Annotated in this window: 23 protein-coding genes; 14 read left to right on the top strand and 9 right to left on the bottom strand. The window is 46.0% G+C overall.

Annotated features, from left to right (window positions below; genetic code table 11):
- Nucleotides 1-25: 25 nt before the first annotated feature.
- Entirely contained in the window at nt 26-766 is a 741-nt protein-coding gene (locus PSE6802_RS0119190; RefSeq protein ID WP_019501663.1) for a WD40/YVTN/BNR-like repeat-containing protein, read from the bottom strand.
- 142 nt (nt 767-908) lie between these two features.
- On the opposite strand from PSE6802_RS0119190, the gene PSE6802_RS0119185 reads away from it, so the two are divergent.
- Nucleotides 909-1,391, top strand: coding sequence for a hypothetical protein (locus PSE6802_RS0119185; RefSeq protein ID WP_156815591.1), 483 nt, complete (start codon nt 909-911; stop codon nt 1,389-1,391).
- A gap of 60 nt (nt 1,392-1,451) precedes the next feature.
- On the opposite strand, the gene PSE6802_RS0119180 is transcribed toward PSE6802_RS0119185, so the two are convergent.
- On the bottom strand, nt 1,452-2,045 hold the full coding sequence (locus tag PSE6802_RS0119180; protein WP_019501661.1) for a glycoside hydrolase family 19 protein: 594 nt from the start codon (nt 2,043-2,045) through the stop codon (nt 1,452-1,454).
- A 563-nt stretch (nt 2,046-2,608) separates the two neighbouring features.
- On the opposite strand from PSE6802_RS0119180, the gene PSE6802_RS29705 reads away from it, so the two are divergent.
- From PSE6802_RS29705 to PSE6802_RS0119165, 4 genes are all read left to right on the top strand, one after another.
- Complete coding sequence (locus PSE6802_RS29705; protein WP_019501660.1) at nt 2,609-3,739, top strand: NB-ARC domain-containing protein; 1,131 nt, start codon at nt 2,609-2,611, stop codon at nt 3,737-3,739.
- 96 nt (nt 3,740-3,835) lie between these two features.
- On the top strand, nt 3,836-6,334 hold the full coding sequence (locus PSE6802_RS29700) for a WD40 repeat domain-containing protein (RefSeq protein WP_019501659.1): 2,499 nt from the start codon (nt 3,836-3,838) through the stop codon (nt 6,332-6,334).
- A 227-nt stretch (nt 6,335-6,561) separates the two neighbouring features.
- The gene (locus PSE6802_RS0119170) at nt 6,562-7,842 is read left to right on the top strand and encodes a M16 family metallopeptidase (RefSeq protein WP_019501658.1); all 1,281 of its coding nucleotides are present in this window, start codon (nt 6,562-6,564) and stop codon (nt 7,840-7,842) included.
- 5 nt (nt 7,843-7,847) lie between these two features.
- Nucleotides 7,848-8,225 (top strand): DUF1818 family protein, encoded by a 378-nt coding sequence (locus PSE6802_RS0119165; RefSeq protein WP_019501657.1) that lies wholly within the window; start codon nt 7,848-7,850, stop codon nt 8,223-8,225.
- 149 nt (nt 8,226-8,374) lie between these two features.
- Here PSE6802_RS0119165 and PSE6802_RS29695 read toward each other — a convergent pair whose 3' ends face one another.
- On the bottom strand, nt 8,375-9,319 hold the full coding sequence (locus PSE6802_RS29695) for a pentapeptide repeat-containing protein (protein ID WP_019501656.1): 945 nt from the start codon (nt 9,317-9,319) through the stop codon (nt 8,375-8,377).
- A gap of 200 nt (nt 9,320-9,519) precedes the next feature.
- A complete protein-coding gene (locus PSE6802_RS0119155; RefSeq protein ID WP_019501655.1) occupies nt 9,520-10,461 on the bottom strand; it encodes an aldo/keto reductase in 942 nt (313 codons plus the stop codon).
- 173 nt (nt 10,462-10,634) lie between these two features.
- Between PSE6802_RS0119155 and PSE6802_RS0119150 the strand changes: the two genes are divergently transcribed.
- The 3 genes from PSE6802_RS0119150 to PSE6802_RS0119135 all read left to right on the top strand — a co-directional run bounded on the left by PSE6802_RS0119150 (nt 10,635) and on the right by PSE6802_RS0119135 (nt 15,157).
- Entirely contained in the window at nt 10,635-12,647 is a 2,013-nt protein-coding gene (locus PSE6802_RS0119150) for an NAD(P)H-quinone oxidoreductase subunit 5 (RefSeq protein WP_019501654.1), read from the top strand.
- A 340-nt stretch (nt 12,648-12,987) separates the two neighbouring features.
- A complete protein-coding gene (locus PSE6802_RS0119140; RefSeq protein ID WP_019501652.1) occupies nt 12,988-13,626 on the top strand; it encodes a sulfite exporter TauE/SafE family protein in 639 nt (212 codons plus the stop codon).
- A 22-nt stretch (nt 13,627-13,648) separates the two neighbouring features.
- Nucleotides 13,649-15,157 (top strand): hydroxysqualene dehydroxylase, encoded by a 1,509-nt coding sequence (locus PSE6802_RS0119135; RefSeq protein ID WP_019501651.1) that lies wholly within the window; start codon nt 13,649-13,651, stop codon nt 15,155-15,157.
- 311 nt (nt 15,158-15,468) lie between these two features.
- Here PSE6802_RS0119135 and PSE6802_RS0119130 read toward each other — a convergent pair whose 3' ends face one another.
- The 5 genes from PSE6802_RS0119130 to PSE6802_RS0119110 are packed head-to-tail and all read right to left on the bottom strand — an operon-like array spanning nt 15,469 to nt 21,065.
- Nucleotides 15,469-16,536, bottom strand: coding sequence for a hypothetical protein (locus PSE6802_RS0119130; RefSeq protein ID WP_019501650.1), 1,068 nt, complete (start codon nt 16,534-16,536; stop codon nt 15,469-15,471).
- 51 nt (nt 16,537-16,587) lie between these two features.
- Nucleotides 16,588-18,063: a hypothetical protein gene (locus PSE6802_RS0119125; RefSeq protein ID WP_156815590.1), complete on the bottom strand. Its 1,476-nt coding sequence runs from the start codon at nt 18,061-18,063 to the stop codon at nt 16,588-16,590.
- A 4-nt stretch (nt 18,064-18,067) separates the two neighbouring features.
- Complete coding sequence (locus PSE6802_RS0119120) at nt 18,068-20,080, bottom strand: hypothetical protein (protein ID WP_019501648.1); 2,013 nt, start codon at nt 20,078-20,080, stop codon at nt 18,068-18,070.
- A gap of 2 nt (nt 20,081-20,082) precedes the next feature.
- On the bottom strand, nt 20,083-20,253 hold the full coding sequence (locus PSE6802_RS33670; protein WP_019501647.1) for a hypothetical protein: 171 nt from the start codon (nt 20,251-20,253) through the stop codon (nt 20,083-20,085).
- Nucleotides 20,254-20,258: 5 nt separating this feature from the next.
- Nucleotides 20,259-21,065 carry a hypothetical protein gene (locus tag PSE6802_RS0119110; protein ID WP_019501646.1) on the bottom strand — a complete coding sequence of 269 codons (807 nt, stop codon included), beginning with the start codon at nt 21,063-21,065 and terminating at the stop codon, nt 20,259-20,261.
- Nucleotides 21,066-21,591: 526 nt separating this feature from the next.
- On the opposite strand from PSE6802_RS0119110, the gene PSE6802_RS0119100 reads away from it, so the two are divergent.
- Genes PSE6802_RS0119100 through PSE6802_RS29690 form a run of 6 tightly spaced genes read left to right on the top strand, consistent with a single transcriptional unit; the run spans nt 21,592 to nt 24,546 of the window.
- Nucleotides 21,592-21,951 (top strand): hypothetical protein, encoded by a 360-nt coding sequence (locus PSE6802_RS0119100; RefSeq protein ID WP_019501645.1) that lies wholly within the window; start codon nt 21,592-21,594, stop codon nt 21,949-21,951.
- 45 nt (nt 21,952-21,996) lie between these two features.
- Entirely contained in the window at nt 21,997-22,602 is a 606-nt protein-coding gene (locus PSE6802_RS0119095) for a hypothetical protein (RefSeq protein WP_019501644.1), read from the top strand.
- Nucleotides 22,603-22,606: 4 nt separating this feature from the next.
- Entirely contained in the window at nt 22,607-22,897 is a 291-nt protein-coding gene (locus tag PSE6802_RS0119090; RefSeq protein WP_019501643.1) for a hypothetical protein, read from the top strand.
- Nucleotides 22,846-23,478: a hypothetical protein gene (locus tag PSE6802_RS32760; protein WP_156815589.1), complete on the top strand. Its 633-nt coding sequence runs from the start codon at nt 22,846-22,848 to the stop codon at nt 23,476-23,478. Before PSE6802_RS0119090 ends, PSE6802_RS32760 begins: the two co-directional genes overlap by 52 nt.
- Nucleotides 23,478-24,035, top strand: a complete 558-nt coding sequence (locus PSE6802_RS0119080; RefSeq protein ID WP_019501641.1) for a hypothetical protein — start codon at nt 23,478-23,480, stop codon at nt 24,033-24,035. The genes PSE6802_RS32760 and PSE6802_RS0119080 overlap by 1 nt, the downstream gene beginning before the upstream one ends.
- Nucleotides 24,036-24,039: 4 nt before the next feature.
- Nucleotides 24,040-24,546, top strand: coding sequence for a L,D-transpeptidase family protein (locus tag PSE6802_RS29690; RefSeq protein WP_019501640.1), 507 nt, complete (start codon nt 24,040-24,042; stop codon nt 24,544-24,546).
- Nucleotides 24,547-24,557: the final 11 nt, after the last annotated feature.

Here is a 24,557-nt window from a genome sequence, read left to right as displayed (position 1 = left end):
CTCGATAGTCTTTCTAATTAAATTATCATTTCAGGATTTTTGGGAGGCTATCCAACAGTTTCATAACGGAAAGTTCACTTTCATTGTTGACGATTTGAAAACGATTATTTCTCATTCGATATAAATTTCTAGCATTTCTGACTTCAAAATACCATGAAGGTACTGCAGAAGTTTCTTCCCATGTTTTACCGCCATCTGAGGTTTGGAGAAAATATATGTTGGTTTTTCCATCTTCAGCCCTAGCAATTACAACTCCTTCATTTTCATTACGAAACCGTAGACCTTCAGCGTAATTAAATGTACTATGTCCCCTAGAACCTAAGAACTGACCTATAGTCCCTGATTCTTGCCAAGTTTCTCCTCCATCTACTGTCAAATATAGGGTTGGGAAAGTTGCCTCTATTTGCCATTGTGACACAATCCACAAATTACTGATCTCGTCATTGGATTCTTTCCGTAACAGAAATGACTCATCCATCATTAAAGAACCTGTCCCGCGAGAGGAAGAACTACTTGGCTCTCCAGTGTCCAGAGTGACCCGCCAATTCATCCCGCCATCAGACGTTTTAACAATAACTCCATGGGTTCGTTCAACAGATCCAGAGTGCGATCCTGCTTCTCTCAAATTCACGAATAACAGAGCAGCTTCTGAGTTCAGCTCTAGAATCTCAGTGTCAATAATGCTTACGAACTTTAGTGTTGATTGTCTTGCTACGTTTTGGAGTAAATTCCTCAATGAGGTTGGACTAGAACGTGAGACAGTCATTGTGTTCCTCCTATATTGTATGGAAAGGATTATTTAGTGATTGTTACCAAGTTGTGCAGGTTTTATGAATGTGTAGCTACTTTATTACTCTTTCCAACAAAGAGACTATAATATGGATACTGTTCTTTAAGGAGTATTAAAATTGAGTCGCTCTCGTTTACTTCCTATGTTAACGATCTTCCTGCTAGAAGCTTGCACTGTTAGTGTTAATGAAGGTCAAAAGACAACTACTAGTGCTCAGATACCCAATCCTAACAAACAGGCTCAAACAAATAAGATTAAGACTAGCGATGCGAAACAAAAAGATCTTTGCTTGACTATTCGTAGACCTCTTAATCCAGTTTTAAATCCACAATCCTCTGAAACCGATTTAGATCGTTATTTCCGCCTTGCCTATAATTCAGAGACAGAAGGTAATTTTGAGGCATCAATCAAGTATTACCGTATAGCATCTGAGTTAGCTACTTGTGAATGCGATCGCGCACATGCAAAGTCTGGAGAACAGGCTGCTATTGAGGCTAGCAAGTTACATGGAAGACAGGGAATATCGGGCAAACCTACACAGTTTTTCTGGAGCAGATTACAAGAGTTAACAAAATCGCTATCGTGTGTAACTATTCGTTAACTCTGACTGAGTTATTGCCAGCCTGACTGATTAACAGACAATTCTCCATTTATATCATGCTTACTGAAGACTAACGAAAAAGTCTTGTGCATATCCAGCAATCAAGTTTGCCCTATCCATATCATTGATAATTTTCCTGGCATGAACCCAGTCGGTACCGCTGTTGAAAAAATCGGCAAAGCGAAGACCTGTAAATAATCCTTTTTCCATTCCCTTAAACAAGATCTCTACCGATGTCTTCAAATCTAAGGCTAGCTCGGGATGATTATATAAGTCCTTCCCAATTTCTTTACCCATTTTTTTATAGTTGGCAGCAAAGGTGAGTTGAACAAGACCTCTGCCAAAATAGCTTTTACCAGTTCCAGGATCTGGCAACGCATAGTTCACACCAATTATTCCTCGATCAAATAAATCAGTTACTGCATTGATGGAACAAGCATCAGTGTTGCAAAAGCCTTCTCTAACAGGTTCCATTAGCTCACCAGTTTCATGATAGGCTGTGGCTATTGCATAGGCAAGCCAGCGAAGATCGGTAAGACCACTGCTATCCCAATAGTCAAACATCGCCTCGTACCCATCCACCTCTGATTGACTCAACGTCGGTCGAAAGAATTTTCTATAGCCTTCATAGAACTCTTTTCTTTTAATTGCCATGATTTCGTGTCCTTATGTGTGTATTAACTAGTGGTGCTAGTGTTTTAAATTTCAGTCAGCGTAGTTTGGGAGGTATGCGCAGGCAATATACCCATGCGGAGGATGATTTGCCAAGGCTTGTAAACCTTGAACTAGCACTAAAGGTTGCTAGTTTTGTAAACTACGCTAGTTCATTTCGTTGATATCTAAAGCAGAGGCGATCGCACAAACCAACCCGATAAGCGAATAAATAGCTCGCTCGCATGACTTAGCGATCGCACCCGTAACCTGTCCCTAAGATTCTTACCCCAAGATCTCAGATGATGGCTTGCAGATGTGAAATACTTTACTTAACTGTCATACATCAAGCCCTCCTTAAGAGAGTCTCATGTATGTAAATATGTAAGTGCTTAACCCCAACGAGATTAATGCTATAACTTTATGCCTCGGTTGTATGTGAGAAAAAGTGTTAAAAAGTAACATTTATAAGCTGAAAAATATTAAAGTAAAGTTAAGGGGAAATTATTTAGATTAAGAATTGTTTCCCAGTTGTTATCGATACTTGAACACCGTACGGATAGGACATGACTGATTGGTCTTTTGGGGAAGCGCTGTTGGTTTTGGATGCTGTCTTAGCACCCAACTCGCTCAGCAATTTAGAGGAATTGATGATTCGCTACTGTAGCGAGGGTAAAACCTACGCTGAGATTGCCCAAATAACGGGGTACGACGATGACTATATCCGTACTGTGGGGTTTCGGCTCTGGCAACGGCTGTCGAAAGTAATGAGCCTGAGGGTGTCTAAAAGTAACTTTCAGACGATCCTGCGCCGCTATCAAGAGTCTAAATCTCGCCCCACAACCAATCCTCATCCTGAAACAACAGCAATATCGCACTGCCACGCTGACTGGGACACTGCCGCCGATGCTCCCCATTTTTATGGACGTGACAGTGAGGTCGCCACCCTGAGTCGATGGGTCGCGGAAGATCGCTGTCGGCTGGTTAGCATTCTGGGGATGGGTGGTATTGGTAAAAGTTCGCTGGCGATTCGGCTGGCGCAAACCCTGCAACCGCAATTTGAGGTTTTGATCTGGCGATCGCTCAAATCTGCCCCACCGCTTGACGAACTGCTGAACGGACTGCTGAAATTTCTCGCCCCCTCCCCTGACACATCCATCCCTACAACGGTAGCGGCTAAACTCGAACAATTAATTGCTTATCTGCGCCAAAAACGCTGCCTTGTGATTCTGGATAACTTCGACATGCTGTTGCAGAGCGGACAGCAAGGTGGAGTATTTCAACCTGCCTGTGAGGGATATCACGAATTACTGCAATATGCGGGCGAACTCAATCACGCTAGTTGTGTCCTGCTCACCAGCCGGGAGAAGCCCCAGGGTATCGATGCCTTAGAAGGCGATCGCTTCCCCGTGCGCACTTTTTACTTAACGGGATTGGATGCGATATCGAGCCAGCGGGTGCTTAATAGCAAAGGTATAACTGGTTCGGCAGCAGAGATCGATCGATTGATCGACTATTACCGAGGACATCCACTGGTACTCAAAATCGTTTCCACTACGATTTGCGAACTGTTTGGAGGAAATATCACGCAATTTCTCCAACAAGGTCACGGGGTTTTCAATGGGCTGCGGCAACTGCTCGCTAAGCAAATGCAGCGCCTCTCCGCTCTGGAGCAAGCTATAGCGGTTTTCACTTGAGAACGGGTTTTATTTTTGGGGTGAAGGGGTGGAACCCCTTCTTGGGGGCAACGCCCCCAAACCCCCTGATCTTTCTGATCTGAAAACCGCTATATTTTGTACTGGCTGGCGATTAACTGCGAACCCGTATCTGTTGCCCAGCTACAGAGCGATCTAGTACCAGAACCGCTGACCGCGATTCTGATCGAAGCATTGGAATCTTTGAAACGGCGATCGCTAATTGAGACAACTAAGACCGATGTGGGATTCAATGCCTTTACACTCCAACCCGTGGTGATGGAATATCTCATTGATGACTTGATTCAGCATCTTAGTAAGGAAATTATCGCCATATCCCCCCGCTATTTGCTCAGCCATGCTTTGCTCAAAGCCCAGGTAGAGGACAACATCCGCGAAAGCCAAACCCGTTTGATCCTTCAGCCCCTCGCGGCGCAATTGATTGGCTACTTCGGTTCAGCGATCGCCGTCGCCCAGCAACTTCAATTGCTTTTAGTGCAGTTGCAGGCATTGCCAGCCAAGCAACACGGATATGGCGGTGGGAATCTCTTGAATCTATTTCGCCATCTCAAAGTAGATCTGACGGGCTACAACTTCTCCAGCATTCTAATTCGTCAGGCGCTGCTACATGACATCACGCTACGACAAACTAACTTTAGGCAGGCAGTTTTCCATCAATGTCTCTTTGCCAATACCTTTGGGGGCATCACCTGCGTGGCATTTAGCCCAGATGGGCAATACTTTGCCACCAGCGATACTAATGGCGATGTGACGATCTGGTCTGCAGTCAATTTGCATCCCATCGCCAGATGCCAAGGGCACAATTCCTGGGCCTGGTCGGTTGCCTTTCATCCCACGCAGGCAATAATCGCGAGTAGCTCCCAAGATCATACGATTCGCCTTTGGGATAGCAGCAACGGTCACTGCCTCAAGATTCTCCAGGGACATACCAGCATCACCACTGATACTATTTTTAGTCCTGACGGACGTTATCTAGCCAGCAGCAGTACCGACTCTACGATTAGATTATGGGAAGTTAAATCTGGTGAGTGCGTTCAAATTTTCAAGGGACATGGTGCATGTGTTTGGAGCGTTGTCTTTACACCTGATGGCGATCGCCTATGGAGTAGTGGTGAAGATAACTGCATTCGCAAGTGGGATATCCAAACTGGAGAATGTTTGCAAGTTTTAGAAGGTCATACGCAATGGATTATGGCGATCGCTCTCAGTGTTGATGGGAAGCTAATCGCTAGTGCCAGCATGGATGGCACCGTTAAGCTCTGGTGTGCCAGCACCGGCAACTGTTTGCATACCATGCACGGACATGCAGCCCCTGTGGTCAGCGTTGCTTTTAGCCCCGATGGACGTTCCCTCGCCAGCGCCAGCTACGATCTCAGCGTGCGATTGTGGGATGCTCGCAATGGGACGTGCACGCAGGTACTCAAAAAGCACGCTAATCGAGTTTGGTCTGTAAAATTTCATCCCAGTGGCACCATGCTGGCAAGTGGTGGAGATGACAATACCACGCGGTTTTGGAAGCCCCAAACCGGAGACTGCACCACTACGCTGCAAGGGCATAGCAATACTATTTACACGATCGCCCTGCATCCCAAACATCAAATCCTGGCAAGCGGGCATGAAGATCAAACCGTTCGGCTCTGGCAGTTGCCCCATAATCTATCTGAAACAACCCCGGAAGCGATCGAACCGTTTCAGACTTTGCGCGGTCATCAAAACCGCGTCCTGTCGATCGCTTTTAGTCCGGACGGAAAAACCCTTGCCAGCGGTAGTATCGATCGCACGATTAAACTTTGGAATCCTGAGAGCGAGCGGTGCCGACTGACTTTGCAAGGACACACCAGTTGGATCTGGGGTCTGGCTTTTCACCCCAGTGGCAATACCCTTGCCAGCGTTAGTTACGATCGCACCCTTAAACTTTGGGATACGACCGCAGGTCATTGCATTCAGACTCTGGAAGGCCACCTGGGATCGGCTCTCTCTGTCGCTTTTAGCCCTGACGGTCAATGGTTAGCCAGTGGCGGTTACGAACAAATCCTCAAACTATGGAGTGCTGAATCTGGCGAATGTCTGCGCACCTGGCACGCCCATGCCAACCGCATCTGGTCTGTAGCGTTCAGCCCTGATAGCCAATGGTTAGCCAGCGCCGGTGACGATCGTCAAGTGATGATTTGGGACGTGCAGACTGGGGAATGTCTCCAGGTGTTGAGCGGTCATCAACAACAGGTCTTAACCGTGCGTTTTAGTCCAAACGGTCGGCAATTGGTAAGTGGCAGTGCCGATCGCACGATTAAGCATTGGGATTTAGCCGCTGGTACGTGCCTTCAGACCCTCTCAGGACATCAAAACTGGGTATGGTCGGTGCTCTTTGCCTCATCAGATCTGTTGCTCAGCGCCAGTCAAGATGAAAGCATTCAATGTTGGAATTTACAAACGGGTCAAGCGCTACAACGTTTGGAAGTGCCTCGACCCTATACCGACATGGATATTACGGGTGCTACGGGATTAACCGACGCGCAACGCCAAACGCTAACTGTCTTGGGAGCCTGCGATCGCGAGAGTGTTCAGATTTTTGTGTAAATTGAGTCCTGAAGTACGTATTTACGCTGTTTCAGAGGCTCGATACACAAAATTCCGATCGCACCCGCGATCTCGCGGGCAATAAGTATAGCGGTTTTCAGATGAAAACGAGAAGGGGGTTTGGGGGCGTTGCCCCCAAGAAGGGGTAGACCCCCTTCACCCCGTCAATGGAAATCATGTTATATAGATCCTTAAGCCCCCATACTGAATAAGCATTATTAAGTATTATGACAACTACCCTCTTACCAAGCGATCGCCAGGCTTTTGTGGCTCCAACTATCTACAAGTTGGCGAATGGCGTAAGAGTAATTGCCGAGCAGGTTCCCGTAGATGCAGTGACCCTCGATATCTGGATTAACGTTGGCTCGGCTAACGAGAGCGACGATATTAATGGCATGGCGCATTTTCTGGAGCACATGATTTTTAAGGGGAGCGATCGCCAGTCAGTAGGAGAGTTCGAGCGGGTAGTGGAATCGCGCGGGGGGAATACCAATGCCGCTACCAGTCAGGATTATACGCATTACTACATCACGGTAGCACCACAGGACTTTGCCGAACTCGCCCCTTTGCAGATCGACCTGGTGTTGAATGCCAGGATTCCCGATCCGGAATTCCAAAGGGAGCGCCTGGTGGTGCTGGAGGAAATTCGCCGCAGCGAAGACAATCCAGATCGACGTTTATATCGCCATACAGCCGAGATGGCATACCAGCAATTACCCTACCGCCGTCCAGTTCTGGGGCCATCTGATGCGATCGCTAACTTGACATCAGACCAGATGCGTGATTTTCATCGACAGTGGTACAGTCCCGAAAATATTACCGTAGTAGTGGTGGGCAACCTAACTGTGGCACAGATGATAAGTGTAGTCTCCCAAGCCTTCGAGCAGTTGCCGTGCAATTCGCGCACAGAGCGACAAACTTTGCAACGGGAAGCACCGTTTCAGGAGATCGAGCGGCAGGAGGTTATCGATCGCAGTTTGCAGCGATCGCGATTGGTCATGACCTGGCGCGTACCTGGCTTGTACGATCTGAATGAAACCTATCCGCTTAACGTGTTAGCCAGTATTTTGAGCGGTGGGCGTACTTCTCGCCTGGTCAAGGATCTGCGCGAAGATAGGGGCTTAGTAGATCGCATCGCTGCCAGCAACTCCACTCAAGCATGGCAGGGCACATTTCAGATTTCCGCCAAACTAGAATCCAAGCGCATTCCGGTAGTGGAAATGGCAATCCGAGAACACCTACAACGCTTGTACGACGAGCCTGTTAGCAGCGAAGAACTCGATAAAATTCGCACGCAAGTATCCAATCGTTTTATATTTGCGAATGAATCACCCCGCGATCGCACGGGTATTTACGGCTACTACGATCGCGTAGTTGGCAATCTAGAAGCGGCATTGAAATATCCAGAGCAAGTTAACTCGGTAACGGCACAAGATATCCAATCTGCGGTACGTCGGTATATTAATCCCGATGCCTACGGCATATTGAGTATGATGCCTTCGCCGTAACATCCGTGAGCAAACAACTGTATAGCGGTCGGGGCTGGCGGATAGGTTGGCTGCCAAGTGCTTATCCGTTCCAAGGCTTGGTGGGAGGTGACAACTGGGCATTTGAGCTAACGCACCGGGAGTTAAGGGAATTTTGTCAGATCGGCATCCAACTGATCGAGTCAATGCAGGCAATGCAGATTGAGTTATCAGAAACAGAAAGTCTAACCTGTACGGCAGAAACGGAAACCATTTGGCTGGAGGCATCTGGTTATCCCGATGATTTTAAGCTGAGCTTCCAGATTCGCACCGGACGCAGAGGCGAAGGCATGTGGGAATATGATGCTTTGATGGAAATGACGAGTGCAATTACCGCGATCGCCCTGGAGATGCCTCAAGATTAGCCGAACGCACCGTCCAGCCTGCGATACAAATCTCAAACTCTTGTATGGCTGGCGCTCTCTCCCAGTTCCTATCGCAATAGCTAACAGTCTTAGAATGGGGTGCAGGGGTTCCACCCCTGCGTGGTGGCTGCGCCACCACCCCCCCTGTCCTAACAGATTTGTCTATGGCTATATTGGTAGCCATAGTTGTAATTCAAATCGGTCGTGTTTTGTTGTATCCAAAGATGTCCGCTGCCAATGGCTCTGCCACTAATATGCTGTCTAAATAATTCTTCGGTTTGCATGGTATCAGTGAAGTCTGCTTCTTCGATGTTGGCACCGTTGAGGTTAGCATCGCATAGCTCTGCGCCCCTGAGGTTAGCTCTGACCATAATTGCCCAACTCAGATCGGCCTTGCCCAAGGATGCTTGATGCAAATTGGCACCGGTCAGGTCGGCACCGACTAAGCTGACGCTACGCAGTTTCGCGGCTGTGAGATTGCAGCCTTGCAAGTTGGCTCCGTCTAAGTTTGAACCGCTCAGCTTAGCTGCACTCAGATTCACCCCACTCAAATTTGCACGGGAGAGATCGACTCCATTTAAAAACGCGCCGCTGAGATTAACCCCATTCAAAAACGCACCATCCAATAAAGCTCCACTCATTCTAGCCATACTCAGATTTGCCCAACTGAGGTTGGCACCTCTCAGATCGGCACCCCTGAGATTTACCTCGGTAAGATCTGCCCCACTGAGATTAGCACCAGTTAATACAGCACTGCGTAAATTTACATTTGCTAAAGTAGCACCGCTAAGCCGCGCTTTGGCGAGATTCGATTTGACCAGAAATGCCCCTCTGAGATTAGCCTTGGTCAGATCGCTATAGCTGAGATTTGCATCGCTGAGCTTCACGAAGCTCATGTTTGCCCAGTTCAGAAATGCTTCGCTGAGATCCGATCGCATGAGGAACGATCGCGTCAGATTTGCTCCAGTTAAATTTATGCCTCGAAAGTTGACGCCAATCAAATTGGCTTTGCTCAATTCAGCCCCACTCAAGTCAATAGATGGGAAATTTCTGTCTCCCATTTCATAGAGTTGTAGCAAATACTTTGCTTCCATACGAGTCATGCCCCTAGCCAAAGGCTCTACTATTGAATGGATATGAGTGGATATACTCTAAGAGCATCAGAGCGCGATCGCTCACGTAGTAGATTTTAGGCTAACCGTGACATTTGACCTCAGTTTTGGTCTGGGATGCAACCTAAATTAACGCTTATGCATGTAGTTACTGAATCAAGGATTACAAAAAATACATTTCCTTACTTCCGCCATTCGAGGCTAGCGCGATCTAGTATGGAAACTTCTTCAGGCAAGAGTTGCCAGTTTAATGCACCCGCATTTTGGCGGACCTGTTCTGCGTTTTTAGCACCGGGAATTGGTACGACCCCCTTGGCAATCAGCCAGTTTAGCGCCACTTGGGCAAGCGTGCCGTTATGTTGCTCGGCAGTTTGGCGCAATAGTTTTAGCAACGGTTCGACTTTGAACAGGTTATCGTTGCCGAAGCGAGCATCGAGTTGCCTTGCGCCGGTGGGCGTTTGAGTTGATGTATATTTACCCGTTAGCAATCCCTGTGCTAGGGGGCCGTAGGCGAGGATCTTAACACCGAGCGATCGCGCCGCATCTAGAATGCCATTTGTTTCAATTTGCCGATCTAGCAAGGAGTACTTTACCTGATTGACGGCGAGGGGGATACCGCGATCGCGCAAAAGTTTATGGGCTTCCCTCATCTGTTCGGCGGAGTAATTACTCACGCCAACTGCAACGATCCGACCCTGTTTGACCTCGTCAGCAAGTGCATTCATGAGGGTTTTCTGATTCATCATGAAACTTATGGGTTGATGCACCTGATACAGATCGATCTTCTTCACCTGCAAGCGTTCCAGACTGGCCGTCACCGCATCCTTGACAGCTTTAGCATTAATGCGCCAGGGAACGGGCATATACTTCGTGGCGATGCAAATCGGTTGTTTATTACCGCGTGCGAATTGCCCCAGTAGACGCTCCGATTCGCCTAAGCCGTAAACTTCGGCTGTGTCAAAGAAGTTAATACCAGCATCGAGGGCAGCTTTAAAGGCATCTTTGACCTGGGCTTCACCATAGTCTTTACCGTAGTTCCAAAATAACTTGTCGCCCCAAGCCCAAGTTCCGATTCCCAAGGGCGGAATTGACAAGCCGCTAGATCCAAGTTTGATAGTTTGCAAGGATAGTTTGCCCTACTTGAATTTACTGACATCACAGTAAAGTTTAACAAATGCTTTAGGTTTTCTGAGTATTTTTGCTCTCAAATTACACTTTGGTGCATGTGTGACTGTAGTAGACTATCAAACGGGAAGAGTCATTATTACATCGTTAGAGAGTTAAATAATCTCGAAATATGGAATTTGCATATCAATACGCTTGGCTGATTCCCGTGTTGCCATTATTAGCGGCATTCGCGATCGGATTGGGGCTGATTTCTTTCAATAAGGCCACCAATCAACTGAAGAAAGCCTGTGCGATCTTAAGCGTGTCTGCCACCGGGGCAGGCATGGTACTGGCCTTTAGCCTCCTGTGGAGCCAAATCCAGGGACACGCCCCCTATCTATGGTCGTTTGACTGGGCACAGGCTGGTAGTTTTCACCTCAGTATGGGGTTCGTAATCGATCGCCTGACAGCTTTAATGCTGGTTATCGTTACTACTGTTGCATTCCTAGTCCAGGTTTATACCGATGGTTACATGGCGCACGATCCTGGCTATGTCAGGTTCTATGCCTATCTGAGCCTATTTAGCTCCTCCATGTTGGGTTTAGTAGTTAGTCCTAACCTGGTACAAATCTACGTATTTTGGGAGCTAGTGGGTATGTGTTCTTACCTGCTAGTCGGTTTTTGGTTCGATCGTAAGGCGGCAGCCGATGCCTGCCAAAAAGCATTTGTCACCAACCGCGTGGGAGACTTTGGACTTTTGCTCGGCTTGCTAGGTTTGTACTGGGTAACGCGCACCTTCGATTTTGGCGAAATGGGCACTAGATTAACCGCAGCAGTCGAATCCGGTTCCATCAGCGTTTTTCTAGCCTCGTTATTTGCCATTCTGGTGTTTATGGGGCCAGCGGCTAAGTCAGCACAATTTCCCCTACATGTCTGGTTACCTGACGCAATGGAAGGCCCTACACCGATCTCAGCCCTGATCCATGCCGCCACTATGGTTGCTGCTGGTGTATTTCTGATTGCGCGCATGTTCCCCGTGTTTGAGGAACTGCCTGCGGTAATGAATACGATCGCCTGGACGGGAACGTTCACTGCCTTCTTAGGCGCTAGTATCGCCATAACCCAAAATGACATTAAAAAAGGTCTGGCCTATTCCACAATTTCGCAGCTAGGTTACATGGTTATGGGGATGGGCGTGGGAGCCTACGGAGCGGGCTTATTTCACCTGATGACCCACGCCTACTTCAAGGCGATGCTATTCCTTTGTTCCGGCTCCGTAATTCATGGCATGGAAGGCGTGGTGGGGCACGACCCCTTCGTGGCGCAAGATATGCGCGTGATGGGCGGTTTGCGCAAGTATATGCCGATTACGGCGGTCACGTTCTTGATCGGGACGTTGGCAATCTCGGGTATTCCCCCATTTGCAGGCTTCTGGTCTAAGGATGAAATTCTCGCCTCGACTTTTGCTGCTAATCCTGCCATGTGGGCCGTGGGCTGGCTGACGGCTGGTATTACTGCCTTTTACATGTTCCGCATGTATTTCAACACTTTTGAAGGCGAATTCAAAGGTACTCAAAAGGAACTGGTTGCCAGAGTAAAACTAGAAAATTCCGGTGAGGAATCCTCGGAATCCCATGACTCTCACGACCATCACCATGCTGATAAGCCCCACGAGTCGCCCTTAAGCATGACCTTCCCGTTGATGGCACTGGCAGTTCCATCCGTATTAGTTGGACTAGTCGGTACGCCTTTAGGTAATTACTTTGAGGCTTTTATTCATGCCCCAGGCGAGAAGATAGAGGGGGTACCCGTGGAAGGCTTTACGCCTGAGTTCCTGGCAATGGCGGGCAGTTCGGTGGGGATTGCCGCGATCGGGATTAGTTTGGCAATTTTAATGTACTTGCAGAAAACCATATCTGCTGAGGCGATCGCCAAATCAATCCAGCCCTTGTACAAATTCTCTAAAAACAAGTGGTACTTTGACGAAATCTACGATTTTGCTTTCGTGCAGGGTTCGCGTCGTCTAGCGCGTCAAGTACTGGAAGTGGATGCCAAAATTGTGGATGGTCTGGTTAACCTGGCTGGATTTGTTACTGTGGTCACGGGTGAAGCGCTGAAGTACTTTGAAAACGGACGCGCCCAGTTCTACGCCCTGGTTATTTTCCTTGGTGTATTAGGGTTAGTAATTGCGTCTAGCGTATAGCGGTTACATAGAATAGATATAGCTATAGCCAATAGGCTTAGGACGGGGTGCAGGGGTGGAACCCCTGCGTGGGGGCTGCGCCCCCACACCCCCTGTCCTAACAGATCTGTCTACGGCTATATCTATAAAATAAAAAAGAGGCTGCAAAATACAGTCTCTTTTTTGTGGGAATTTTTAGGGTAGCGATCGATAGAGCGTCCACCTATCTGCTTTGTCTCTGGGTGAGGGTGTCGCCGAAAGTTATCTGTGGGGCAGCCAAAATCAAGTGCTGTTAAGTTGATAACCTCAGCTTCAAACCACATCGTTCATAATTTTGCTGTTGTGAGGTGTGGAGATCTGAATGCGAAATATTCAGTCTTTTGCGTGGGGAGCTTTGGTTGGGGTTCTGGGTGGACTAATTGGTTTGGGCGGGGCAGAGTTTCGCCTACCTGTTCTAGTGAGTATTTTCAACTATCGAACCCTGCAAGCCATTATTATCAATCTCATTGTCAGCTTGGTCACAGTAACATTTTCATTCGTTGTTGTATTGATAGGGCACAATCTCATTTTCAGTCTTGGAAGTTTCCAACTGCCGAGCCTCCTAAGAATCAGCTTTGGCCTTGTAGCAGGAATCATCATTGGGATCTTCAGCAGTATGTTAGGTGTGGCAGGTGGTGAGTTAATTATCCCAACAATCATTTTGTTGTTTGCAGTGGATATCAAATTAGCAGGGAGTTTAAGCCTTGCGATCGGCATTCCAACAATTGTGATGGGCCTATTCAAATACAGAAGCCAGCAAAGACTTAAGGAAGTTAAATCAGAGCAAGGGTTTATCGGTTCAATGGCATCTGGCTCAATTCTGGGCGCGTTTATTGGTAGTAGTCTTTTGAGATATGTATCAAGTTCCCTGTTGTACTTGATTTTGGGTACAATTCTGTTGTTGTCGGCGCTGAAGTTGGCAAAGCATAAGCCATCTGAAAACCGCTATAATGGCTCTTAATATTACTTAATAAATATTGAAAATGCCAGCAGAATTGGAAAAGCGTAAAGTCGTAGTTGTAGGAGCAGGGTGGGCTGGTTTGGGTGCCACTTATCAATTAGCCCAACAGGGCTACGACGTAACTTTGCTAGAGGCGGGAGCCTATCCTGGCGGTCTGGTGGCAGGTTGGAAAACCGCAGGCGGTAGATCCGTAGAAGCAGGAGTGCATGGTTTCTGGTATCCCTATCGAAATATTTTCGACCTGGTGAAACAGTTGGGCATCAGTCCCTTTACGCCCTGGACAAAATCATCGCAGTACTCGCCCGCAGGCTTAGAGGTAGAATCTCCCATCTTCCAAGATCTGCCGCGCTTACCCACGCCACTGGGCACGTTCTTTTATCCACAATTCAAGCGTCTGCCGCTGAGCGATCGCTTGTCTGCCCTCCCTTTACTCTACGCCGTGGTGGATTTCGATAACTCCGACGATGCTTGGCGGCGCTACGATGGCGTTACTGCCCGCGAGCTATTTCGCCAATTTGGCGTGTCGGCGCGGTTATATCGCGAGTCATTTGAGCCAATGCTATTGGTGGGTTTGTTTGCACCTGGAGAGCAATGCTCGGCGGCAGCAGCTTTGGGAATGCTCTACTACTTCATCCTGGCACATCAGAATGACTTTGATGTAGTGTGGTGTCGGGGTACAGTGGGAGAGCAAATCTTTAGACCCTGGGTAGAGAAGATTGCACAAGCAGGTGGCAAGGTACTGGCGCAAAAACGAGTTAGCGATATCAGAGTGGATGGCGAGGGTAAAGCTACAGGCGTTGTCTGCGGCGATGAAGTATTTGATGCCGATGCTGTAGTGTTTGCGGTGGGGATTACAGGCATGCAAAAGATAATCTCTAGCAGTCCGCATCTGCAATCTCGTCGAGAATTTCGCAATGTAATGAATCTAGGTGCGGTGGATGTATTGGCAACGCGATTGTGGTGCGATCGCAAGATCGATATCCCAATGGCATCGAATGCATGTTTTGGCTTTGACGCTACTACGGGTTGGACTTTCTTCGACCTCAATGCTTTGCACGATGAATATCGCGACGAGCCAGGTAGCGTTGTCGAAGTGGATTTTTACCATGCTAATCAATTTTTGCCGTTAGATAACGATGAGATTGTCAAGATCGCGCACGGTTATTTAACCACTTGCGTAAGCGAGTTTCGAGATACGAAGATTATAGATAGTAGTGTAATTCGCTTATCCCGCGCTGTTACACATTTCGCGCCTGGAAGCTATCAATATCTATTGTCCCGAGACACCAGTTTCCCAAACGTTTTTATGAGCGGTGATTGGATTGTTAATCGACACGGTTCCTGGTCGCAGGAGAAAGCTTTTGTCACGGGTTTGGAGGCAGCAAACGAGGTGGTTGCCTATTTCGGTCATGGCAACAGAGCGAGAATCTTACCCATTGAACCTGACGAACCGCATATTCAAGCCGCGCGGTTCTTAAATCAAACCGCACGCAATCTGGGTAAAGCCTTACTGCCGAATTTCTGGCTCTAAAATTCTGACAAAACTGCCATAAGTCTACAAACCAGACGGGAACAGGGTTTCAAGTGGGTCTCAGGCTATTCTCTTACAACAAAAACATGGGTGACCGGGGATTCGAACCCCGAACCAGCGGATTAAGAGACAGCTAGGTAAATGCGTAGAAGTGTTTACCTGTAAGGATTAAGCGTTTTTTGTGGGTAGCCTAGCCTAAAAATATGCCTAGAAAAGGGTTTGCATTATGCCCAGTATAGAAAAATTTAGTGGCAGAAATCAGCTTGCCCCTTGCCACCAAAAATCAGTAGTCCATTGATTAGAGATCCTATCTAAGGTGAATACTCGTTAATTATCACTTTAAATTGCCCTGGATAATCAAAAGGTATTGCTGCGCGTATTGCCCATATTTCCCCTGTCCCAGCGGTAACGATTGGGACGTTTATTCCATCGTAATAATGCTGAACTTCGGGAGCGAAATTAGTGTAATGTGTTCCTTTGAGGATGGACAGTACAACGGGTTGAGCAACAAACCCAGGTAAATATTCAGTGGTAAAGGTGAACAATCCTTCTGATTCTGGTTTCCATAGCATCCAAGTACCTTTAAAGTCGTAGTATTCCAATAGCTGTCCCATATACACCGCTTCTTCTGGATCAAAAAGTATATTTTCGGTAGTTCCGGTAAATTCGCCTGTACCTTGATAAATGGTATTTGCGCTACTTAAGAAATTGCGAAAGGCAAAGGGGTTTATCGGTGCTAAATATTCGCCTAGGAATCGAGTAAATTCTACTGGTGCTACTTGACTCAGTACGTATATATCCTTCTCTGGTATCGAAAAATAGAAGGTATAGGGTTTAGCTCCAATTAGGTTTATATCGTATGGCGAAGCTTCCATAAACGGAATTAATCCCCCTCCCATCCCTGGTATTCCGCTCTCTGCTGTTACTTCTATCCAGTTGTTAATATTTGCCGTTGCTGATGCTATCCACAATCTTCTAGAAACAGTATTTAGCCATACTTGTCCAATCCTCAAAGGTGCTGTATTAGGACTTGTAATGGTGATTACTGTGTCAGACAACCTGGCTTCTAAGCCGTTGATCGCATTAGTGAGGCTGTCTTCTAAATCCCCAATCATATTAAGTAAATTGTTCCCTAGCGCAGTAACATTAGGTATGATTTTTTTCCAACCATCCATAGTTTCAATACTATCTGCCGTCCATAATTCGCCTGTGATAGGATTTATCCAAATTTGATTAATTCTTGCGGCTAGTCCGTATGGATCGCTTTCGGCGAAGATTATATCGTTACCCTTAACCTCTTGAGTGATGTATTCGTTAGTCGTGTAGTTATTGATTTCTTGGGTCACGTTAATAACTGTGATTGGGTTAGATAGTGGCATTGTTACAATTCCTTCATTAAGTTAATAAATTAAGTTAATACCCGAATACGTCTAAGGCGTTTTATAGCCTTGGGGTTGTTTATCTCTCCATAACTCCCATCTTTCCCTTTTCTCTTCTAAGTTACCTGTAAGTGTTCGCCGTCCTTTACCAGATTTACTAGCCTTTTTACGTACTGTAAAATTCACGAATACTGGATAAATTCTAGTTGGCTCTCTCTTCATAGATAGATTTTTAGTTTCCTTTTGCTCGGTTACCCGAATAGACACGATTTCCGCTTCGCTCAATTTGCAGTAATCCTTAACCTTTTCTACCGCTTCCTTTTCGCTACTACTCCAAGCTTCAATGGTGCGTCCGTTATCGAGCTTTGCGATACCATGAAATTTACCCCAAGTGTGGTTTTTGCAAGCGTCTTTGATTTGTTGCCAAGTCAACCCTTTTTTGTAATCGGGAATCGATACCTGTACCGGCTTAGCTCTTTTCTTGGTTTTCCTATCGAAGAAAGGGGGTTTTTCTTTGCTATACAGAATGATGGTAAGCGACCGCATTGTTGGTACTGCACTTACAAATTCTGACGCAGGCATACCCGCAATCTGCCCTACATCCTTATTTTTGATAATCTGTGCGTTAGCCAAAACCGTACTCAATTGTGGTTTAAGCAATCGTTGGTTCCCTTTTAATACAATCTTCTCCTCTTTAATTTCTGGATCTGGGTAAATTTCCAAAGTAGTCTCTTTGCCAAGAATCGTAGTGGCACTCGCTTTATGTAATTGCCATTGCTCATCAATCGTATTCGCTACGATATATCCAGACTCTACAAACGATTCAAAAAACTGGTCTACCGCGCTATCCGTAAAAGCCCGTAAATACTCGTTAGGAATAGCTTGGATTGCCTCCTCAACCTTTTCGGCGATGATAAATGGCTTGCCTCCCTCTCTACCCCATCCTTTGAACGCAGGAATTAAGCGTATGGCTTTGCGAATATTCACGTACAAGCTAAGACCTGAATTTTTAGCCATCGTTCCAACGGTAGCTTGAAGCGCAGAGCGTAATGCTCCGATTACATCATCAGCACGTTCTGCGATAAGCCGAGATTTAACGATAGCTGCAAGCGCTTTACCGCCGATCACGGGAACAAGTAACGATACTCCTGCTCCAATTGCTAACGCGGCAACGCTACCAGCAATTTCGCCTACAGCATTACCCCAAGTTGAGGCTAAAGCAATATTATTACCCTTTATCCATTCTTCTATCTGCTTGTCACTAGCATTCCAGTCAAAATTAACGATAGCTGTTGCCGCGCCAATCAGCCATGACCATACCGTTGTTGCCCATCCGCCAACAACGGGTAGCAGGCTTACCACAAATCCAACTATTCGCTTACCCCATCCAAGCAAAACATCAAGCATCCCTCCATTTTCTTTGCGAACAATCGTTCCAGCGGGATTTATCTGTCTGGGCTTCCCCTTGGTGATTTCCTGCCGTCTTTTTCGGCTTGCTAGCGCTGATAATACTATTTTTAATCCCATTGATTTAACTCCCTGCACCACCACCCAAAGGATTATCTGCTATAACTCCCTCATTTTTTTCAATGATTTTTGGTCTATCTTTATCCTTTTTGCCTTGGTCTAATGGATCGTCAAGATACTGTGCCCAATTGTTCTCCGTTTCCTTGGCATTACCTTGTACGTCTTTCAATGTTTGCTGTATGCGCCTACCCTTTGGATCTTTGCGTCCAGAGACAAAAAATACTTCTTTGATGATTGACGCTGAGAACATCAGTTTCGAGAAAAATGATTGAGCGGTATTTTTGTCCACATTTTCCCAAGAAACCAGCTTGTAATTGCCTTCTTTAGCAAAGTCCTTATACGTGCCAAGCTTTTCTAGGTTAACTGAACTAGGGACATCACGGGTAATTTGCTTGATTTTGTAGCCTAGATATTCGCTATTGGCATATGCCAAATCTTGCCCAATAATTGCCGCATTTTTTGCCGCTATCACTTCCGTGAACAATCGGTTAATTAAGTCGATAGCGATATTATTGTCAACGGAATTAGGCACGAGTAAGCCAACTATTTCCGCCAAGCTTTCGGCAATATTCGGAAATTTCAGTTTTTGCTCTTTAACACCTACTTCTGGAGCGGCAGGTATTTCGATCTCTATTGGAAATTGCCCTGTTAATGCATCTAACTGTTTAATTTCCCAAAAAACCAAATTGGTTAAATCTTCTATTTGCTGAGTTTTGCCTTTCTCTGTATCATCATTAGGTACCAAGGTTTCTGGCACCTCAATGGGATATTGATCGCAACCTAATCGCTTATAGATTGCTCTCAACAAATCGCTTTGTTCTTCACAGCAACTCATGGGGTCCTCTCCATTAGGGTTATTATGTCCATTATCTTTAGGGTTAACTGGGCTTCCTGACGGTGGCAATAATTCAGTCTTTATGACACTCCAATACATAGAGCGTCCAGCCCAATTCCCAAGACCGAATAAATAGGGAATGCCGTTCGGTCGAAACCAATCGGTATATAAATCAAATTCTTCTTCTCTGTAGGGAAATGCATTGGGCACAGGGCGGGTAAACTTGCGTTGCCGCAATCGCGCAAATGTCCGCTTAACTTCGTCCCAGAAGGTGTAGCCCATCCGCGCATTTAATTCGTGGGTATTATTAAATTCTTCATTCGCATATCCGTTGCTATCACTGGGAATTGACCCATTGTAGAAATAAGATGGGAATTGCTGCCGGACTAAGGGATTGAGGATATAGCGTTCCACCGCCAACAGCTTTACGTCAGTCAGTTTTTTGTAGTTAAAATAGCCACCTGAGTAACCGTTGTACCCTACGATACCACTTAAAAAAGGCGAATCCGATTTACCCCCTGCCGCCACAATTTCGGTTACTAAAACATTAAATTGCTGTCCGTTGACATTTTCCAAGGGAAACGTAAAAATGCCAGCCCCGTTCGATGATCCCTCTACCTCTATGATTTTGTTTATCCCGCTCCCATAGGTATATTGTCGGCGAACACGCTTGATTTCGCCGCGTTCTCCAGTTTGGGGGTTTGCCCAATATTCGGTAGATACGATTACCTGTATCCACCATCCCCACCAAACCCGCAAACCCCATCCTTTAGGAATTTTCGGTTCCGGTGGTAATTTTGGGTCATCCCTATCCCTGCCTCTATCCCTGCATTCCGGTCTACGGGTACAAGAATATACCGGAATCGCTTTGGTTACTAATACAAGGATTCCAAAAGGATTACGCGTCCATCGCCCTATATTCCTCCACTGAACCACAACACAGGTTTCACATTTAGTGCGATAAACATCTGCTGTTGCATCGTCATCATTGGGATTAGGCGCAAATGGATCGGGCATTAAATAGCGTTGATTATCTAACCCTGGAATCCAAGGCGTAATCGGCAATTGTCCGTTGCCATCATATACGCGAGTACGATATTGTCCAAGTGCCCCGTAATCTTCATACCGAGATTCGGTTAGTTCTGGATCGGTATAATCTTCGCCAGGGTCAAAAATTCCCATAATCAAATAATCTTGGTAAATTCAAGGATTGGCAATGTTAGATCGGGAAGGTAGCGCATTTTATTTGTTAGCAGGATTTCGGCTTGTTCTTTACCCAATGCCGTGAAGGTAAAGACAATTCGCTTTCTTTGTGGTGGTGGTGGTTCACCTATCCAAGGGTCTCTAATTTGCATAATGACTACACTGCCTCTATCCCGCTAAGTTGTGCTAGATTTGCAGCAATTGCGTAAATATTGCCGCGATACAAGTTACTTAGATTGATTTCGTAGGAACCTCCACCACGTTTTAAACAGATGCCTTTACCTACCACTAAATCTGCACTGTAACTAATATAGACATCTTCTAGGTCACTCTTATTTGTCAGGGTAACTTGTTGTCGATTTGGATTAGCTGGGAGAATCAAGCTTAAATGAGTGGGTATCTCGAAATCGTAACTTGTGGCATAACTGATTTCTGGGCTATCGGTTGGCAAAGAAGTGATTTCTTCTTTAGCGGAACCGTATAAGACAACCTCATCACCGTTTTGGAGCAATCCATATCCCGCATTAATTATTCGTGCCCCCAACACAGCGTTATTGGCTAACTCAAAGGCTACGCCATTAGTGAGAAATGGCATTATATCCATGTGATAAAAGGGGACTCGATTTAACAAGCTGACAGATGCAATCTTTACCCATCCCGTTGCGCTAGTCTTGAGCAAAAGTTGCAATTCCTTTCTTTCGGAACGCCATTCGACATCTCTAAGTTTCATCAGTCTATCTGCGCGGGATGTCGCTACATCCAAATCGGGAATTTGCGATTCTGGTAAGCTCTTTATATCTACCAGCAATCGCAGGGAAGTAATGAATCCGTAGAACCTAGCCGTAGCTACCCTATCTTGTGGGGATACTACACCAGGACGGTAAATAGTAACAATATCGCTACTATTTATCGGCATTGGTTGAAGTATCTGAACGTTGCGATTAATCGTTTGTTGTATTCTCATGCGGTATTAAGTTAATTAATTAAGTTAATGGTTTAAACGGAAGAATAGCTATTTCCTGGACTCTTGTTTAAGCAAATATTCCCTTTCCTTGTGAAGCTGTTCAGCTACCCTATCAATATTCCAACCAAGCTTTTTAGCTAGTCTTTGGAGCAAATCACCTTTAGGTGAATATCGATGACTCTTTAAGACGTTTTTAGACTGTCTTAAAATGGCTTTTCTGGAATCGGTACAAAGTAAGGGGTAACAAATTAGTTTCATAGCTTATTGCGCGTATTAATTAATTTTCTACCACTATAAATTGCGTCTTGCGTTTTTGCAAAACCCTAGGTTTTGGTAATAAGACCGATTAACTTAAAGCCTTGTCTCTTAAGGCTTTCTATAGCCACACTTACCCCTTGACAAAACGATTTGTTTAGCAGCTAAAATACAGACACTTGCGTTTTTATTGCATGAATTTAAACGCGATACAAATTCGTGAGTTAAACGTGTTATTGGTAACTTTTAACCTAGTAGGAGATATTTTCACATGGCTGCTGATTTAACTTTTCAACAATTAAGCGCAGGTTTTGGTGACCCCGCTGCTGTAACTATTGCTGGCAATACGATTGTTTTTGACGCTGAAAAATGCATGGGCGAATTAGCAATTGCAGCGGCAGATATGAAAGTTGCTGAATTTTTCACCGTGCTATTAACTGCTGCTAATACAGCGCAAATCGCGTATAACGCAGATCCTGGTAATGCTAGTGATTTAAATAGCTATCCCGCGCCTTTCTCTGGTGTTCCCGAATTAGATGCAACGGATGGAAAATTCTACGTTACTGAAACCTACAGTTTCCAAAGTCGTTCGCCTTTAGATAGACAAAGTGCTACTGCTGTAACCGCTTAGCGATTGACGATAGGTTAACGATTATCCAAATTTAAGGTAACTGAAATGACAAAAGCAAAATTAGTATGGGTGGCAATGGCGGCACCATACGCAGACATAAAATACGCCTTCAAAACTACTGCCGATTCCGGCGTAAGTACCGCATTGGGACATACCGCTGTAGACGCTAATACAGCGGTTCAGGGCTTGATTTACAAAGCAAATCACCCTAAGCCCAGAAAAGCATCTCGCACTCGTACCACTGGCATTGAAAGCTCGTATGTTTCTTTCGCGAAAGAAGATGATGCCGCTAAAGCGGGTTGGGATATCAGCAGAGCTAAGTCTAAAGGCCGCAAGGCTACAACTCAGCGGCAAAAAGCGGTTTACGTGACATTGATCGGTGTTAAATACGCATGGGCAATGTCCCTCAAACGCTGGAATGTGATTTCTGGTTCAGCCAAGGCTTTGGGAATCAAGGAAGTGACAGGCGCTGAGACTGATTTAGTTTTCGGCGCGTCCTTCCCACGTCCACCAAGAGTTAAGGGGTCAGTTGCCAAGGGCGAAGAAAGCGCTAAATTTAGCACCTTCTACGATCCAAGCGCTAAGGTTCCCACTGGGTTTAGTACTAGTGCAGGAACTTACCAACAAGGCGATTTAACTTTGATTCTCTAAGCTTATGAAGAAATTGCTATTGCCTGGAGATCCAGGATTTAACGCGATTCTACAAAGCAAGTTACCCGCTTCTGATATTCCGCTTGATGAGCGAAACTATATCGCTAACGAGGCTGGAATGTTGGAAGCGGTTAACGCTAAAAGCTTCCTAGAGTATGCTTACGATAGTTATGGCGGTTGGGATACTGATGAGGATGAAGAAGATGATGAGTGGATTTCTCTAGAGGAAGCTGAGGAATATATATGCCAGCTAAAACAGGACTTTCACGCATTCTTATCTACGGGCAAAACCTGAACAGTAAAAGCGGTAAGCATGTTGTCAACCGACTCCTAACAGAAAGAGAACTTGTGGTGACTGTTAAGCGACCGCCCAAGCCTGATACTTGGCAAGTAGCGGGAACTTTAAACAGAATCATTGGTAATCCCCAGTTACCGATAATTCTCGACTCTTTCCCTTTGAAGCTATCTAGTCAGGTTATCCGATTGCCACCGATCAACGGCGAATACTTACTTGAATTTACTCCCGCCGATTGGTTAGGGAACTACACTTTAGAAATCTGGAGATTTAATATGCCTCTCTATTCAGAACCCTCAAGTGCGATAACTAGCGGAAATGCAACCCAAACATCTGTTGCCGCTAGCAGCGCAGCGGCGGTAGATTTGTTGACAGCTAACTCTAACCGCAAAACTTTCACGATATATAACAACAGTACGGGCGTGTTGTATGTCGGTTTTGGTGTCGCTCCTACCGCTAACGCTTTTAGCGCAAGAATAAATCCTTCCGTCTATTACGAATCTCCAGTTAACTTTACTGGAGTAATCAAGGGGCTATGGACTAACAATAACGGTAACGCACAGGTAACAGAGTTTAGCTGATGAAATTAATTGCCCAGCAAGTACAGCCTGAACAGCCCCCGCAAATACGCCCTCAACCAGTCCTCGATCTTGCCACCAGTTTAGGCGTAGATAGGCTACTGTGGCTGCTGTTGGGCATGGCGCTTATTAAAATCTTGCCGCGAATTGTCGATTTTTTCTCTCAAACTAAGGGGGCTGAGATCAGAGCAAGGATTGATGCTGATGCTAAAGAGAGAGAGGTGGATTTAAAGCAGAGCGAGAACACTTTTGGAACGCTAAACGAATTTACTAGAACGCTTCTCGCAAATCAATTGCAGTCATCGAAACAGTTTCAAGAAGAGGTTGCGTCTATCCTTCAGCTACAAAATCAGCAGATAGGATTGATTTTGCAACTGCTCCAGGACAGCAAGAGAAACCAGGAACGATTTTTTGAACTGGCTGACCAGATTAAAGCCTCAATAGCTGAGTTGAAGCTTGAGATTGAGAAAAATCGCAAGGTTTATCAAGTTAACAACCCCTCTGTGTCAACACAAAAGCCCCCGCAAACTCCCCCACAACTACCCCCTTTATCTAAGTAAGCTTATGATCGGCCCGAAACGCAAACCCCAAGAGTTCGGATTTAGTGCCAACGATTTCCACCTAATTGTCAACGATGTCTCAGAGACAGTAAAGGCGTATAGCTACGATGGCAAGCTTCTCTGGGAATTGCCTTGTCTAGCTAGAGGGCAGTACGGAGAGAACGAATGGCGCTGGGCACAATCCGATACTCCGCCAGGGCTTTACCTGCTTGGCGATGTTTATCGGGATTTGGAGAATGCAGACAGTGTACCTGCTCACGTCAAAAAATCGTATGGATGGATAACTTTTGACATGGGTGACTTAGAGGGGAATGAAGACGGAAACAATCGCGCTGGCATCTGTCTGCATGGCGGCGGTTCTGCGTGTGGATGGCCTGGTGCGTGGGAACCGTACCAAACGCTTTATCCCACATACGGATGTGTGAGGATGCACAACGCAGATCTAACTAACTCTGTACTGCCCTTGTACGAGAAAGGTAGAGTCTTCCTCTCTGTCTATCAGGAAAGCTAAACTAAAGAAGT

The organism is Pseudanabaena sp. PCC 6802 (assembly GCF_000332175.1).
Classification (GTDB): Bacteria; Cyanobacteriota; Cyanobacteriia; order Pseudanabaenales; family Pseudanabaenaceae; genus PCC-6802.
This window is presented reverse-complemented; position numbering and strand designations above follow the sequence as displayed.